Source organism: Streptomyces sp. FXJ1.172 (genome assembly GCF_001636945.3).
In the GTDB taxonomy this organism is placed as follows: domain Bacteria; phylum Actinomycetota; class Actinomycetes; order Streptomycetales; family Streptomycetaceae; genus Streptomyces.
This window is the reverse complement of sequence record NZ_CP119133.2, coordinates 1,745,735-1,761,047: the sequence shown is the minus strand read 5'-3', so window position 1 is coordinate 1,761,047 and position 15,313 is coordinate 1,745,735. Positions and strand designations below refer to the sequence as shown.

Annotated in this window: 13 protein-coding genes; 8 read left to right on the top strand and 5 right to left on the bottom strand. The window is 72.1% G+C overall.

Annotated elements, in window-relative coordinates; genetic code table 11:
* Nucleotides 1-154: 154 nt before the first annotated feature.
* Nucleotides 155-1,303, top strand: coding sequence for a CapA family protein (locus A6P39_RS07900; RefSeq protein ID WP_067043230.1), 1,149 nt, complete (start codon nucleotides 155-157; stop codon nucleotides 1,301-1,303).
* Between the two features lie 11 nt (nucleotides 1,304-1,314).
* On the opposite strand, the gene A6P39_RS07895 is transcribed toward A6P39_RS07900, so the two are convergent.
* Entirely contained in the window at nucleotides 1,315-2,739 is a 1,425-nt protein-coding gene (locus A6P39_RS07895; protein WP_067043233.1) for an amino acid permease, read from the bottom strand.
* A 127-nt stretch (nucleotides 2,740-2,866) separates the two neighbouring features.
* Complete coding sequence (locus A6P39_RS07890) at nucleotides 2,867-3,349, bottom strand: universal stress protein (protein ID WP_067043236.1); 483 nt, start codon at nucleotides 3,347-3,349, stop codon at nucleotides 2,867-2,869.
* Between the two features lie 134 nt (nucleotides 3,350-3,483).
* Between A6P39_RS07890 and lysX the strand changes: the two genes are divergently transcribed.
* Both lysX and A6P39_RS07880 read left to right on the top strand, forming a co-directional pair.
* Nucleotides 3,484-6,762 carry a bifunctional lysylphosphatidylglycerol synthetase/lysine--tRNA ligase LysX gene (gene lysX / locus A6P39_RS07885; protein ID WP_067043239.1) on the top strand — a complete coding sequence of 1,093 codons (3,279 nt, stop codon included), beginning with the start codon at nucleotides 3,484-3,486 and terminating at the stop codon, nucleotides 6,760-6,762.
* A 97-nt stretch (nucleotides 6,763-6,859) separates the two neighbouring features.
* Nucleotides 6,860-7,696, top strand: coding sequence for a polysaccharide deacetylase family protein (locus A6P39_RS07880; protein WP_067043242.1), 837 nt, complete (start codon nucleotides 6,860-6,862; stop codon nucleotides 7,694-7,696).
* A gap of 26 nt (nucleotides 7,697-7,722) precedes the next feature.
* Here the strand turns inward: A6P39_RS07880 and A6P39_RS07875 are convergent, their stop codons facing one another.
* Nucleotides 7,723-8,391 (bottom strand): class F sortase, encoded by a 669-nt coding sequence (locus tag A6P39_RS07875; protein ID WP_067043245.1) that lies wholly within the window; start codon nucleotides 8,389-8,391, stop codon nucleotides 7,723-7,725.
* Nucleotides 8,392-8,725: 334 nt separating this feature from the next.
* On the opposite strand from A6P39_RS07875, the gene A6P39_RS07870 reads away from it, so the two are divergent.
* Nucleotides 8,726-9,442, top strand: a complete 717-nt coding sequence (locus tag A6P39_RS07870; protein WP_107304295.1) for a hypothetical protein — start codon at nucleotides 8,726-8,728, stop codon at nucleotides 9,440-9,442.
* Here the strand turns inward: A6P39_RS07870 and A6P39_RS07865 are convergent.
* Together A6P39_RS07865 and A6P39_RS07860 are read right to left on the bottom strand one after the other, a co-directional pair.
* Nucleotides 9,432-10,196, bottom strand: coding sequence for a bestrophin-like domain (locus A6P39_RS07865; RefSeq protein WP_079133261.1), 765 nt, complete (start codon nucleotides 10,194-10,196; stop codon nucleotides 9,432-9,434). The genes A6P39_RS07870 and A6P39_RS07865 overlap by 11 nt on opposite strands.
* Before the next feature lie 30 nt (nucleotides 10,197-10,226).
* Nucleotides 10,227-10,355, bottom strand: a complete 129-nt coding sequence (locus tag A6P39_RS07860) for a hypothetical protein (protein WP_267893295.1) — start codon at nucleotides 10,353-10,355, stop codon at nucleotides 10,227-10,229.
* A 28-nt stretch (nucleotides 10,356-10,383) separates the two neighbouring features.
* Between A6P39_RS07860 and A6P39_RS07855 the strand changes: the two genes are divergently transcribed.
* The 4 genes from A6P39_RS07855 to A6P39_RS07840 all read left to right on the top strand — a co-directional run bounded on the left by A6P39_RS07855 (nucleotide 10,384) and on the right by A6P39_RS07840 (nucleotide 15,302).
* A complete protein-coding gene (locus A6P39_RS07855) occupies nucleotides 10,384-10,638 on the top strand; it encodes a hypothetical protein (protein ID WP_067043251.1) in 255 nt (84 codons plus the stop codon).
* A gap of 461 nt (nucleotides 10,639-11,099) precedes the next feature.
* Nucleotides 11,100-12,062: an SCO0930 family lipoprotein gene (locus A6P39_RS07850; RefSeq protein ID WP_067043254.1), complete on the top strand. Its 963-nt coding sequence runs from the start codon at nucleotides 11,100-11,102 to the stop codon at nucleotides 12,060-12,062.
* A gap of 277 nt (nucleotides 12,063-12,339) precedes the next feature.
* Nucleotides 12,340-13,152 (top strand): SAM-dependent methyltransferase, encoded by an 813-nt coding sequence (locus tag A6P39_RS07845; protein ID WP_067043258.1) that lies wholly within the window; start codon nucleotides 12,340-12,342, stop codon nucleotides 13,150-13,152.
* Nucleotides 13,149-15,302, top strand: coding sequence for a putative bifunctional diguanylate cyclase/phosphodiesterase (locus tag A6P39_RS07840; protein ID WP_067043260.1), 2,154 nt, complete (start codon nucleotides 13,149-13,151; stop codon nucleotides 15,300-15,302). The genes A6P39_RS07845 and A6P39_RS07840 overlap by 4 nt, the downstream gene beginning before the upstream one ends.
* Nucleotides 15,303-15,313 lie beyond the last annotated feature (11 nt).

The window sequence follows — 15,313 nt, the reverse complement described above, 5'->3', positions numbered from 1 at the left end:
CGGTCGATCGCGTCGGCGAACGGTCGGACGAGCGGTCCGGCAGGCACCGGACGGGCTAATCAGGGCACCTGGTCCGTTTATTCGCCGGGCCAGATTCGTACCCATAGGGCCATCACTACCTTATCGGTAAATATGACATATCTGGGGTGCATCGATGCTCGGACGCAGACAACACATGGCCCTGGCCCTCACGGCCGTCCTCGCGGCCACCGCGGCCTGGACGAACCACGCACGGCAGGAGTCCGGGCGCGCGGCCCCCGTCGGCTCCGCCGCCCGCGGCTTCACCCTCGTCGCCTCCGGCGGCGTCCTGCCGCAGGCCTCCGTCATCGACCGGGCGGCCTACGACGCCGGGGAGAGCGGCTACGACTTCCGCTCCATGCTCGCCGACGTGGAACCCGTGGTCTCCCGCGCCGACCTGGCGCTGTGTCACATGGACACCGTCTACGGCACGGGCGGCGTCCGCTCCCGCCGCCCCGCCTTCACATCCCCGCCGCAGATCGCCCAGGGCCTCACCGCGACCGGCTACGACGGCTGCTCCACCGCCTCCGACCACGCCCTGGACGACGGCGCCGCCGGCATCCGCCGCACCCTGGACGCCATGGACGAAGCGGGCCTGAGGCACAACGGCACCGCCCGCAGCGTGGCCGAGGCCCGCTCGGTCATGATCTTCAGGGCCGGGCCGGCCAGGGTCGCGCACCTGTCGTACACCCTCGACACCAACGGCAGGCCGCTGCCGGCCGGTGAGCCGTGGGCGGTCAGTCTCGTCGACGAGCAGCGGGTGATCGCCGACGCCCGCGCCGCCCGGCGGGCCGGCGCCGACGTGGTCGTGGTCTCCGTGCACTGGGGCACCGAACCGCAGGACGAACCGAACGGGCAGCAGCTCGCCCTCGCCCGCCGGCTCACCGCCTCGAACACCGCCGGCCGCCCCGACATCGACCTGATCCTCGGCATCCACGCCCATGTCCCACAGGCCTACGAGAAGGTCAACGGCACCTGGGTGATCTACGGCATGGGCGACCAGATCCCCGGCGGGCCGGCCGACGGCCACGGCGTCCGGGACCCGCGCGGCAACGAGTCCACCCTCGGCCGCTTCACCTTCACCCCGCCCGCGCGGCCGGGCGGCCGCTGGCAGGTCACCAGGGCCGAGTTCATCCCGCAGTGGTTCGACCTCGAGGCCGGCCGGGTGGTCGACCTCAACCGGGCCATCGGCGACGGCGCCGAACTGGGCGCGGTGCGCGACCGCATCCGGGACGTCGTGCTCAGCCGCGGCGCCGCCAAGGACGGGCTGGTCATGGGGGAGTGATCAGCAGGCGCTCATCCGGCGGGCCGCCGCTCGGCCAGCGCCGAGCGCCGGTAGGAGTAGCCGAAGTAGATCACGCACCCGATCACGAACCACACCGCGAACCGCACCCAGGTCTGCCACTGCAGGAACGTGATCAGCCAGATCGAGAAGACGACCCCCAGCGCCGGCACGACCGGCATCCCCGGGGTGCGGAAGGTGCGGGGCAACTCCGGCTGCCGGTAGCGCAGCACGATCACCGCCGTGCACACCACCACGAACGCCAGCAGGATGCCGATGTTGGTGAGCTCGGCCGCCGAGCCGATCGGCACGAACCCGGCGATGGCCGCCGACCCCGCCCCGACGATCCAGGTCACCCGGGTCGGCACATGGCGGGTCGGGTGGGTCCTGGCGAACCACCTGGGCAGCAGTCCGTCACGGGACATCGAGAACCACACCCGGGTCACGCCCAGCATGAACGTGAACATCACGGTCAGGATTCCGATGATGGCGCCCACCGCGATCACGTCCGCCAGCGCGTTCAGCCCCACCGACTTGAACGCCGTCGAGAAGCCGCTCTCCGGGTCGATGTGCCGGTAGTCCTGCATGCCCGTCAGCACCAGACAGGCCGCCACGTACAGCACCATGGAGATCGCCAGCGAGTAGATGATCGCCTTCGGCATGTGCCGCTGCGCGTCCTTGGACTCCTCGGCCGCCGTCGACATCGCGTCGTAGCCGAACACCGCGAAGAACACGGTGGCCGCGCCGGTGAACGCGCCACCGACGCCGTACGGGAAGAACGGGTGGTAGTTCGCGGTGTCGATGTGGAACACACCCACCCCGATCACCAGCAGCACCACCAGCACCTTCAGCGCCACCACCAGCGTCTCGAAGCGGGCCGCGCTGCGGATGCCCAGGTTGAGCAGCCAGGCGATCAGCAGGCACAGGATCGCCGCGAACAGATCGACCCGGTGACCGTCCCCGGTGCCGGGCGCGCCCAGCATCCAGTGCGGCAGGTTCGCGCCCATCTCCCCGACCAGGAAACCGAAGTACCCGGAGATGCCGATCGCCACCACCGCCACGATCGCGGTGTACTCCAGCAACAGGTCCCAGCCGATGAACCAGCCCGCGAACTCGCCGAGCACCGCGTAGCCGTACGTGTACGCCGACCCCGCCTTCGGGATCAGCCCGGCGAACTCGGCGTACGACAGCGCCGCACAGGCGCTCGCCACACCGGCGATCAGGAACGACACCAGCACCGCCGGCCCGGCCTTCTCGTTGGCCACCGTTCCGGCCAGCGTGAAGATGCCGGCGCCGATGATGCCGCCCACGCCGATCGCCGTGAGCTGCCACAGGCCCAGCGACCGCTCCAGCCGGGCGCCCTCGCCGACTTCCGTCTCCTCGATGTGCTCGATGGGTTTGCGGCGGAGAATGCCCTCACCCGCGCGGATCCTGTCCATGAGCCTCACCTCTTCGCCGACGGCAACGGCTGCCGGCGGATCATGATGGCTCAGGCCGGTCGGGTACGGAAGACGCCACGCACGGCTCAAAACCCCCGCGCCGGGCCACGACCGCCGCCGTGACCGCCTACGGGACGACCGTCACCGGCCAGCGCCCGGCCTTCACCAGCCGCACCGCCACCGAGCCGATGATCCGGTGCCCGGCCTGCTCCGAGGCGCCCACGACCACCGCGTCCGCCTTCAGCTCGTCGGCGGCCTTCACCAGCCCGCCGTAGGGATCGCCGCGGAAGGTGTGGAACTCCCAGCGCACCTCGAATATCCCCTTGACCCGCTCGGCCGCCTCCCGGATGTAGGTGACCAGGTCCTCGGCGATCTCGTCGGTCGTCTCCGCCACCGGCGCCCCGAGCGCCGCCCCGGCCGCGAGCACCGGCTGCACGTACACCACGGCCAGCAGCGCGTGCTGGCGCCGGGCGAGCCCGCCCGCGTACGCGGCCGCGCGCAGCGAGGAGTCGGAGCCGTCCACCCCGACCACGATGACCTTCGGCCCGTCCGTACCCCGCTCGAACCGGTGCGCGTGCGAGTGGGAGTGCTGCCCCTGCTGTTCCGTCACGGCTCCGAGGCTATCGGAACCGGCGGTTCCCGATGTTCCACGAGGCCCCATCACGGCAGGACAACGGGCATCCGCAGCCCCCGCGCCGGGCTCTCGACGGGCGAGCCGCCCGGCCGCTTCCTACAGTCGGAACCATGACCGCCAGCGCGGAGCCCGCCGCCCGCAGGGACCCCACGGCCGCGACACGCCCGCCCGCCGGCGGGCGCCTCGGCTGGGTGCCCGAGGCGTTCGCGACCTTCTTCGGCGCGCTCGGCCTGCTGTGCGCCCTGCTCGCCCTCATCGAACCCCTGCGGCGCCTGTTCCGGCCGGTCGCGGAGGCCCTTGAGGTGCTCCTCGTGCCCATCAGCGCCAACCTCGCCTACGCCGTCTTCCTCTTCCTGCTGGCCGGAGCCACCGCCGCCCGCAAGAAGGCCGCCTGGTGGCTGGTCGTCGTCTACCTCGGCCTGCTCGTCCTCACCGACGCGCTGGCCGTGGGCGTCGGGATGTACACCGAGGCGCTGCTGCCCCTGGTGGTGTCCGTCCTGCTGCTGGCCCTGCTCGTCGTGGCCCGCCGGGAGTTCTACGCCGCCTCCCGCCGCGCGGCCGTACGCCGGGCCCTCGGCGTGCTGGCCGCCGGGCTCATCGTGGCGATCCTGCTGGGCTGGGGGCTGGTCCTGCTGTTCCCGGGCACGCTCCCGGCGAGCCAGCACCTGGCCTGGGCGGCCGACCGGGTGTGCGGCGGACTGATCTCGGAAGGCAGCTTCTCCGGCCGCCCGCCGCGCAAGGTCTCCTTCGTGCTCGGCCTGCTCGGCGCCCTCGCCCTGCTCAACGCCGCCGCCACGCTGTTCCGCTCCCAGCGCCTGGAGGCCGCCCTGCACGACGACGAGGAGGCCCGCATCCGCGCCCTCCTCGCGGCCTACGGCGAGCGGGACTCCCTCGGCTACTTCGCCACCCGCCGGGACAAGGCCGTCGTCTTCTCGCCCAGCGGCAAGGCCGCCGTCACCTACCGCGTCGAGGCCGGGGTGTGCCTGGCCAGCGGCGACCCCGTCGGCGACATGGAGGCCTGGCCGCACGCCATCGCCTGCTGGCTGGACCTGGCCCGCCGCTACGCCTGGGCGCCCGCCGTGATGGGCGCCTCCGAGGACGGCGCCCGCGCCTACGCCCGCGCCGGGCTCGGCGCCCTCCAGCTCGGCGACGAGGCGATCGTGCCTGTGGCCTCCTTCGACCTCGACGGCCGCGACATGCGGGTGACCCGGCAGGCCGTGCACCGCGTCGCCCGCACCGGCGCCACCTGCCGCATCCGCCGCCACTCGAGCCTTGGCGAACGGGAGATGGAGGAGGTCGTCGACAAGGCCGACGCCTGGCGCGACACCGAGACCGAGCGCGGCTTCTCCATGGCCCTGGACCGGCTCGGCGACCCCGCCGACGGCGACTGCCTGCTTGTGGAGGCCCTCGGCGAGGACGGCCGGCTCCTCGCCCTGCTCTCCTTCGTGCCCTGGGGCCGCAGCGGCATCTCCCTGGACCTGATGCGCCGCGACCGCGCCGCCCCCAACGGGGTCATGGAGTTCATGGTCGCCGAGCTGTGCACCGCCGCCCCCAAGCTGGGCCTGCGCAGGATCTCGCTGAACTTCGCCGTCTTCCGGTCCGTGTTCGAGGAGGGCGCCCGCATCGGCGCCGGACCCGTCCTCAGGCTCTGGCGCCGCCTGCTGCTGTTCTTCTCGCGCTGGTGGCAGCTGGAGGCCCTGTACCGCTCCAACGCCAAATACCACCCCGAGTGGTACCCGCGCTTCATCTGCTACGGCGAGACCGCCTCCCTCGCCCGGATCGGGCTCGCCTCCGGCATCGCCGAAGGCTTCGTCTCCGTTCCCTCGCTGCGCAAACTCTGGGGCAAGGGGCACGCGAAGAACGGACCGCGGCCCGCCACCACCCAGGGGCTGCCCCCGCTCACGGCGCCCGGCCCCGGCGAGGGGGACCGGGCCGCGGCCGCGGCCCCGCAGGCGGGCCTGCCCGACCAGGTCCGGGTGCGCCGCCGCACCCTGGACCGGCTGCGCGCCGCCGGCACCGACCCCTACCCCGTCGGCGGCCCCGCCCCCACCCACGCCCTCGCCGACGTCCGGCCCGGCCAGGACGTCACCGTGGCCGGCCGGGTGATGCTGGTCCGCGACTTCGGCGGCATCGTCTTCGCCGTACTGCGCGACTGGTCGGGTGACCACCAGATCGCCCTCACCCGGGACACACCCGGCGCCGCCCTCGACCGCTTCGCCGCCGACATCGACATCGGCGACCACATCACCGTCACCGGCCACACCGGCCGCAGCGACAAGGGCGAACCCACCGTCTTCGTCACCTCCTGGCAGCTCACCGGCAAATGCCTGCGCCCGCTGCCCGACAAACGCCGTGGCCTCGCCGACCCCGAGGCCAAGGTCCGCCGCCGCTATCTCGACCTCGCCACCAGCCCCGCCGCCCGCGCCGTGATCCGGGCCCGCTGCACCGCCGTCCAGGCCCTGCGCCAGGGCCTGCTGGACCGCGGCTACGTCGAGGTCGAGACGCCGATGCTGCAGCAGATCCACGGCGGCGCCAACGCCCGCCCCTTCACCACCCACATCAACGCCTACGACCTCGACCTGTACCTGCGCATCGCCCCCGAGCTGTATCTGAAGAGGCTGTGCGTCGGCGGCTTGGAGAAGGTCTTCGAGCTGGGCCGCACCTTCCGCAACGAGGGCGTCTCCTACAAGCACAACCCCGAGTTCACGATGCTGGAGGCCTACCAGGCGCACGCCGACTACACCGTGATGCTCGACCTCACCCGCGAGCTGATCCAGGGCGCGGCGAGCGCCGTCTTCGGCTCCCCGGTCGCCCGCAAGGACGGGCAGGAGTACGACATCTCCGGCACCTGGCCGGTCAGGACCGTGTACGGGGCGATCTCCGAAGTGCTGGGCGAGGAGATCACCCCCGGCACCGAACTGCTGCGGCTGCACCGGCTGTGCGACCGCACCGGGGTGCCGTACACCGCCGACGACACCCCCGGCGACGTCGTCCTGGAGATGTACGAACGGCTCGTCGAGGAACGCACCCGGCTGCCCACGTTCTACAAGGACTTCCCGGCCGGCGTCTCCCCGCTGACCCGGCAGCACCGCACCGACCCGCGGCTCGCCGAGCGCTGGGACCTCGTCGCCTTCGGCACCGAACTGGGCACCGCCTACTCGGAGTTGACCGACCCCGTCGAACAGCGCCGACGGCTGACCGAGCAGTCGCTGCGGGCCGCGGGCGGCGATCCGGAGGCCATGGAGCTGGACGAGGACTTCCTGCAGGCACTCGAGTACGCGATGCCCCCGACCGGCGGCCTCGGCCTCGGCGTCGACCGGCTCGTCATGTTCCTCACCGGGCTGACGATCCGGGAGACCCTGCCGTTCCCGCTGGTGCGGCGCCGCTGAGGCCCGGCTCCGGCAGGCTCATCCGACCGGGTGGTTTCCTGCCGCCGCAGCGGTGTCGTTGTGGTGCGCCGGAGAGTTGCGGGGCGACTGATGAGTCATGCAGAAGGATCAGTACCTCACGCGGCGCCGGATGCTTCTCGCCGGCGCCGCCGCGCTGGGGGCCGCGGGCAGCGCCGGAGTCGTCCTCGCGGGCGGCGCCGAGGAGAGCGCGCCGCGTGCCCCGGCCCCCGTTCCCGGCCCGCAGGCCCGCCAGGCCCTCAAGTCCTCCGGTTTCCGCCTCCAGCCGCTCACCGGCGACGCACCGCCGCGCGCCGCGCCGCGCCGACTGAAGGTGCGCACCGAGCCGATTCTCCGGATCTCCGGCCGCGGCCGGCACATGATGCTGACCTTCGACGACGGCCCCAACCCGGAGTACACCCCGCACATCCTGGACACCCTGGCCAAGTACAACGTGCGGGCGATGTTCTTCCTGTGCGGGGAGTGCGTCGTGGAGAACAAGAAACTGGTGGCCCGCATGGCCGACGAGGGCCATGTCGTCGGCAACCACACCTGGACGCATCCGCTGCTGACGACCCTCAACCGCAAAGAGATCCACGCCGAGATGGCGAGCACCAGCGACGCCATCGAGGCCTCCTACGGCGAGCGCCCCCAGTGGTTCCGGGCCCCGTACGGCGCCTGGAACCGGGCCGCGTTCCAGCTGGGCGCCGCGCTGGGCATGGAGCCGATGGCCTGGACGGTGGACACCACCGACTGGATGACGCCGGGCACCTCCACCATCGTCGACCGGGTGGAGCAGGGTGCCGCCCCCGGTGTCGTGGTGCTCTCCCACGACGCCGGGGGCGACCGTTCGCAGACCGTCCGCGCGATCCGTGAATGGCTGCCCCACCTCATCGACTCCGGGTATCACATGACGGTGCCGCCCAGACGCCTGTGACGGTCTGCGCCCGGTCGCGGTGGCTTTCAGTTCACCGCGACCAGGCGGGCGAAGACCACGACATTCCCGTCGTATCCGTTCCGCTTCGAGAATCCGCCGCCGCAGGTGATGACCCGCAATTCCGGTGTCCCCTTCGAGCCGTACACCCGGTCGCCGGGGAAATGGGCCTTCGAGAAGACCTCGATGCCGTAGACCTCGAACACCGCGGTCTTCTTGTCCCTGCGCAGGACCTCGATCCGGTTCCCCTTCCTCAGGGCCCCGAGTCCGTAGAACACGGCGGGGCCCCGCCGGTTGTCGACGTGTCCGACGATGACGGCCGTGCCCTTCTCGCCGGGGGAGACGGCACCGGTGAACCAGCCCGCGAGATGGGGTTCCTCGGGCGGCGGCGCGCCGATCCAGCCGTCCGCGTCCAGGCTGACGGGCGTCACCGGCGCGTCCACCTGGATCGCCGGGATCCGCACCCGGCCGGGGACGGAGAAGCCGAGCGGGGCCGAAGGCGCGGCGAACGTGCCCGCGATGGTACGGCTGTCCGGGGCCGCCACCGGGGCGGGCTGCGGCGGACCGATGTCGAACTGCCCCGAGCCATTGCGGATGAGCGCCAGCCCGGTCAGCAGGGCAAGCGCTGTCACACCCCACGGGGCGCGCTTCCTCCGCCGCTCCTCCTCGGCAAGCTCGGACAGTCCGGACGCAGACATTCGCCATCCCCTCTCGACGCGGCCGCAGCCGCGTGCGTCAGCACTTGGGAAAACGCTAAGTCCCGCGCGCACCGCGGCCGACGGCGGCGAGCGGCGAACGGGTGGCCCGCAACGAGTGCGGTGCGCCATCCGAGTTGCTGTTTCCAGGAATTTTCTGACGGTCCGTGACCTGCAGCAATATCAGATTGTGTGCTTTCCCTCCGGCGTGTTGTCTCACCAGGACGGAGGATTCTCGACATGCGGGCGTGTTCCCGGGGTTCGAGGGTCTTCCCGGGAGGCGTTTTCTCGCCGATCGACCGGGACCGGACCCGGCGCGCCTCCCGCGGAGGATCACATGCGAAACCAACATGTGCTCGCGGCCGTGTGCGCCGCGGTCGCCGTGCTCGGGTTCGCCGCCCCTCGGGCCGTCGCGGACGGCGTGGGCCAGGGCAACGGCGGTGTGTCCGACAGCGGCAGGGGCCTCGGCCCGGGCGGTGACGGCAGCGGCGGCGGCTTCGGCATCCGCGGTCACGACGACGCGAGCGGCCGTCGTGCTGTCGGCGACCGCGACGACTGCGACTGCAGCGGTGGCGACGACGGCAGGAACGGAGGGCGGGCCGGTGACCGGGGCAGTCGTGCCGGCAGCGGCCCGTGGAACATCGTCGCCAGGCCCAGCGTGGTCGCGAGCGGTGCCCGGCTCAGAGTCACCGTGGACGGCTGCCGCGGCGGTGCCGTGTCCTCCCGGGGCTTTCCCCGCACCTGGATCGTCCCGTTCCGCGACGACGCCTCGCGGGGATCCGTCGCCGTCGACCGTGACGCCCGTCCCGGCCGGTACGGGATCACGGTCCACTGCGACGGCAGGACCCTGACCCGCCCGGCCGCGTTCACCGTGCTCGGCGCCGTCAAAGCCGGTGCCGGCGGGGCCGGGACCGCCGGGGCCACGACCACCGACATGGCCATCGGGGCCGGACTCGTCGGCTCGGCGGTGACCGGCAGCGGTGTGTACTGGCTGCGCCGCAGGAAGGAGAAGCGGATCTACGAGGACGCCGTCGCGTCCCGAATCATCCGGTGACGGCCGGGAACAGGTTCACGAACGGTTCCGCGGTCACCGCGATGCCCCGGCTGAAGGGGGCGTCGAAGTCCCAGATGAGGAACAGCATGAACGCGATGGTCGCCGAGAACAGGCCGGCCAGGACCAGTTCGCGTCTGGTGCGCCGGATCTGCAGCGCGAACACCATGCCGACGGTGACCAGGCCCCCGATGAGCAGTCCCCACCACACCACCGACGGCATGGTGTCCCCGGTGGAGTCGGCGCGGTCGTTGCGTGCCTGGTCGGCGGCGGTCATCTGGTCCAGCAGCGGCTGGTAGGCCTGCGCCTCGAAGTCGTTCTTCGGCCGGTAGTCGGTGACGTCCTGGCGGACCTTCTGCAGCAGCGCGGCACCGCGGTCGGTGACGCGCCCGTCGTGCGACATCGTCCTCCACTCGTGGTCGACGACGTAGGCGACATAGGTGTTGACATCGGCCCGGATCCGGTCACGCACGTCCGGCGGGTAGACCCTCACCCGCTCCGAGATCTCGTGCAGCGCCTGGGCCTCGTTCTGCACGTAGTCCTGGGCGGAGCTGCGGGCCTCCCAGACGCCCGCGATGGCGAGGCCGAGGACGATGGCGTACACGACGCCGATCCACATCGTCATGTACTCGATGACGTCCGGGGTCTCGCTGGGGTCCTCGTCCTCGGGAGCCCGCCTGTTGCGCAGGAAGGTGACGAGCACCACGACGGCGCAGGCCCCCAGCATCGCGAGGACGAGAACAAGCCAATCCGGCAACGGATACCTCCAAGGGTGAGCGGACGCGCCTCAGCGCGGACGCAGGGCCGCCACGGCGACGATCGCGGGGACGGTGATGAGCAGGACGTAGATGACCGGCGTGGTGGTGCTGGGAGCCGGGTGGCGGACGGGGTGCGGGTGGTACGCGGGATAGCGCACCGGCCTCGGCGAGGGCGCCGGTGCCACCTTGGGCCCGGGCGCCGACGCGGTGGGGGTGGGCGTGGGCGCCGGCACCGGCCGGGGTGCCGGCGCGGGCGGGCCGGGCCGGGGCGGTGGCTTCGGCTCCGGATCGGGTCTGGGAGCGGGCTTCGGCCTCGGGGCGGGCTTCGGTGCCGGACGCGGCGCCGGCTTCGGCTTCGGCGGCGGTGAGGGGGCCGGTGTGGGGGTGGGCGGGCACGGCGGCGGTGTCGGCAGCGGGCAGGGCGGGGGCGTCGGCCAGTGATCGCCGTCGCCGGCCCACGCCACCGCCACCGTGCCGTCCGGTCCCGTGGAGGCGGACGCGCAGGCGTCGGCCGACGCGCTGCCGACCGGGCAGCCCACCAGGGTCCAGCTCAGCGTCAACAGAGCCAACGCCCTTACGGCGGGCGCGCGTCGGGTCACTTCGGGTCCATGCACGACGAAGATCATGGGGTGTGGAAACCGGAAGAACGCCGTAGTGCGCCCGGATTGCTTCGAAGGGAGGACATCTCACGATCAATGGTTTGACGCGCCCAAGCGTGCGGTTGGCGTGAAACGTGCGCCCGCGTGAGCCCCCGGCGCAGGGGCGTGACACGGCATCCGGAAAGAAATTCCCGAAGAAATTCCCCGCCGCGTTGAACGCTCGGGCCCCCGCGGTGCGTACCCATGGCCGTGCGGCGGCTCGGCAAGGCGCTGCAACATCCAGGCGATAATGGGGAGTTGAAGATGAAGACCTCCTGGCGGACCGCCTCACTGGTGGCCACAGCCGCCTCGGTGCTGGCGCTGACGACGGCGTGCGGTCAGGACAACAGCACCACCCCGGCCGCGGCGGCCCAGAACGTCGGGGCCACGGCTCCCGCGGGCAGCCCGACCACCGGCGCGGGCACCGGCACGGGCGCCGCGAACGGCTACGGTGCCGACGGCAACCAGAGTTCCGCCTCCCCGGCCGCGGCCGCCCCCGCGGGCAAGCTGACCGTGGCCGCCAACCCCGACCTGGGCAATGTGCTGACCGACGGCTCCGGCCTCACCCTCTACCGGTTCGACAAGGACACCGCCAACCCGCCCAAGTCGAACTGCGCCGGCGACTGCGCCACCACCTGGCCGCCGGTGCCCGCGGGCGACGCCGCCGCCGGAGCCGGCGTCGACAAGGCGCTGCTCGGCTCGGTCACCCGCGCCGACGGCACCAAGCAGCTCACCATCGGCGGCTGGCCGGCGTACCGCTACGCCAAGGACGTCAACGCCGGTGACGTCAACGGCCAGGGCGTGGGCGGCAAGTGGTTCGCGCTCGCCCCCAACGGCAAGAAGGCCTCCCTGGCCTCCCTGCCCGGCCTGTCCGTCCGCAAGGACCCCAAGCTGGGCGACATCGTCGTCGACAAGAACGGGCGGACCGTCTACCGCTTCCTGAAGGACAAGGCCTGGCCCAAGTCCGTCTCGAACTGCACCGGAGCCTGCCTCGTGAAGTGGCCGGCGGTCGGCATCGTCAGCCCCGACGACACCCAGGGCGTCAAGAAGAAGGGCCTGATGGGCTTCACCCGTCCCGACGGTGTGAAGCAGATGACCGTCAACTGCTGGCCGATCTACACCTTCTCCGGGGACAACGCCCCCGGTGACACCAACGGTCAGGGCGTGGGCGGCACCTGGTACGCCGTCTCGCCCGACGGCAAGCCGGTCGGCGCGCCGGGCAAGTAGATCACCTCCCCAGGGTCGATCGCCCGCCCGGCCCGGAGCGCCACCGCTGGTCCGCCCCCTCCGCACCGCACGGAGGGGGCGGACCGTTGTGCGAAGGGCGCGAGCCGCAGGCGGCGGCAGGGTCGTCACACAGCGGGGTCATATGGGCACAAGCCACAGGCAGTGACCGGGAACGGATGGTCAATTTCCGGTTCGGGTCGCCCCTTTGGCGGGCGATCAGTAGCCTCAGCTCGAACACCGGATCGCCTGGCCTGTCGTCCACGCCTTGGAGAGATACATGGAGCGTCCCGCCTGGGCCCCACGGAGCATCGACATCTCGGTGCCGAGCGTCTCGCGGATCTACGACTACTACCTGGGCGGTTCGCACAACTTCGAGGTCGACCGGGAAGCGGCCCGCAAGGCCATGGAGTTCATGCCCGGCCTGCCGAAGATCATGCAGGCCAACCGGGCGTTCATGCGCCGGGCCGTGCGGTTCGCGGCCCAAGAAGGCCTCACCCAGTTCCTCGACATCGGCTCCGGCATCCCGACGTTCGGCAACGTCCACGAGGTGGCCCGGGCGGCCGCGCCGGGCGCACGCGTGGTCTACGTCGACCACGACCCGGTCGCCGTCGCGCACAGCCAGGCGGTACTCTCCGGCGACGAGGACGCGGACGTGATCGCGGCGGACTTGCGCAAGCCTCAGGAGATCCTCGAGAGCCCCCAGTTGGAGCGGCTGATCGACCTGAATCGGCCAGTGGCCCTCCTGCTCGTTGCCATACTGCACTTCGTGGAAGACGTGGACGACCCCTACGGTGCGCTGGCCGAGCTGCGCGAGGCGCTCGCCCCCGGCAGCATGCTGATCCTCACCCATGCCTCGTACGAGGGAATCCCGCTGCCCGCCGAGCGGGCCGAGGGCGCGGTGGGCGTGTACAAGGACATTCGCAACCCGCTGATCATGCGCTCGCGCGACGAGATCGCGCGGTTCTTCGAGGGGTACGAGATGGTGGAACCCGGACTGGTGCCGATGCCGCACTGGCGCCCGGAGTCGGCGCCGGAGGACGAGGATCCGTTCGCCTTCTCCGGATTCGCCGGCGTGGGGCGCGCGGCGTGAGCGCGGAGCCGGACGGGCCGGAGGGCAGACTGCGCCGGTTCGCGACGATCTGGAGCCGTGCGGTCTACCCGGTGACCTCCACCTCGCTGACCCGCGCCGAGTTCGAGGAGCGGCTCCTGCCGCTGGCGCGCCGGCTGCGCGAGCTGCTGCGGGCGCACGGCTTCGACGCGGACGGCGCGAAGGCGGTCGGCGCCGCCCTCGTCGGCGCGCACTGCACCGACCCGGAGGCGCTCACCCGCACCCTGGACTGCGTCGACGCCTATCTGGTGCTGTACTGCGGCGAGGACGGCCCCGAGGCCCCCCAGGACGGGCCGCGGCTGCGCTGCTCGCGGCTCCAGCACGCGATGGCCGCCGGGTACGCCGAGGCGCTGCGCGAGCGCACCCTCGCCGAGCAGGAGTCCATCGCCCAGGCCGCCCTGCAGGCCCAGGGCGTGGTCGCCCAGGCGCTGCATGCCAGCGAGGCCCGCTTCCGCGCGGTCTTCGAGGGCGCGGCCATAGGGATCGGCATCGCCGACCTCGACGGCAACGTCCTGCAGGTCAACGAGGCGCTGCTGCGCATGTTCGGCCTCTCGGAGCCGACCCTGCGCGGCCGCCGGGTCCAGGACTGGGTGCACCCCGAGGACGCCCCGCAGACCTGGCGGCTCTACGACGAACTCGTCCGCGGCGAGCGCGAGCACTACCACCTCGAGAAGGCCTTCAACCGCCCCGACGGCACGGTCCTGTGGACCAACCTGACGGTCTCCCTGCTGCGCGACGCCGACGGCGCACCGCAGTACCAGCTGGCCCTCATGGAGGACACCACCGAGCGGCGGCTGCTCAACCTCCGGCTGCGCTACGAGGCCACGCACGACGCGCTCACCGGACTGCCCAACCGCACCCTGTTCTTCGAGCGCCTGGAGAAGGTCCTCGCCCTCGGCGAGGGCCAGCGGTTCGGCCTGTGCTATCTCGACCTGGACGGCTTCAAGACCGTCAACGACAGCCTCGGGCATGCGGCCGGCGACCGGCTGCTGGTGGAGGTCGCCGACCGGCTGCAGTCCTGCGCGACCGCGCCCGGCGAGATGGTCGCCCGGCTCGGCGGCGACGAGTTCGTGGCCCTGACCACCGGCCCCGGCACCGAGCGCACGGTGGACGAGCTGGCCGAGCGCATCATGAACGCGCTCGTGACCCCCATCAGCATCGACGGCCGGGACCTCATGGTGCGCGGCAGCCTCGGCATCGTGGAGGGCCCGGCCGGCGAACGCACCGCGGCCGAGGTCCTGCGCAGCGCGGACATCACCATGTACCGGGCGAAGTCGGCGGGCGGCAACCGCTCGGAACTGGCCGACCCGGAGGCCGACGCCCGCGCCATCACCCGGCACGGGCTCACCACCGCCCTTCCCACGGCTCTGGAGCGCGGCGAGTTCTTCATCGAGTACCAGCCGCTGGTCCACCTCGGCGACGGCAGTGTGCGCGGCGCCGAGGCCCTGGTGCGCTGGCTGCACCCGCAGCACGGGGTCCTCGGCCCCGACCGCTTCATCCCGCTCGCCGAGCACACCGGCCTGATCGTGCCGCTCGGCCGCTGGGTGCTGGAGGAGTCCATCCGCCAGGCCCGCGCCTGGCGCGAACGCTACGGCGCCGAGACGAGTGCCGGGCCGCTGCGCATCAACGTCAACCTGTCGCCGTGCCAGCTCAGCCACCCGGGCCTGGTCCAGGACACGGTCGACATCCTGGAGCGGGCCGGCGTCACCCCGGACGCGCTGTGCCTGGAGGTCACCGAGTCCGCGCTCATCGGCGCCGACGACGATCTGCTCAAACCGCTGCGCCGGCTCGCCGAGATGGGCGTCGACATCGCCCTGGACGACTTCGGCACCGGCTACTCCAACCTCGCCAACCTGCGCCGCCTGCCGGTGAGCATCCTCAAACTGGACCGCTCCTTCACCCAGGGCATGCAGCAGTTCCCCGCCGACCCGGTCGACCTGAAGATCGTGGAGGGAATCGTCACCCTCGCCCACAGCCTGGACCTCGCGGTCACCGTGGAGGGCGTGGAAACCGGCGCCCAGGCCGAGCAGTTGCGGATACTGGGCTGCGACACGGCCCAGGGCTGGTACTACGCCCGCCCGGGCCCGCCGGAGCGCCTGCACGAGCTTGCGCTGGTGGACGCGACGGGCTGAGCGGCAGGGGC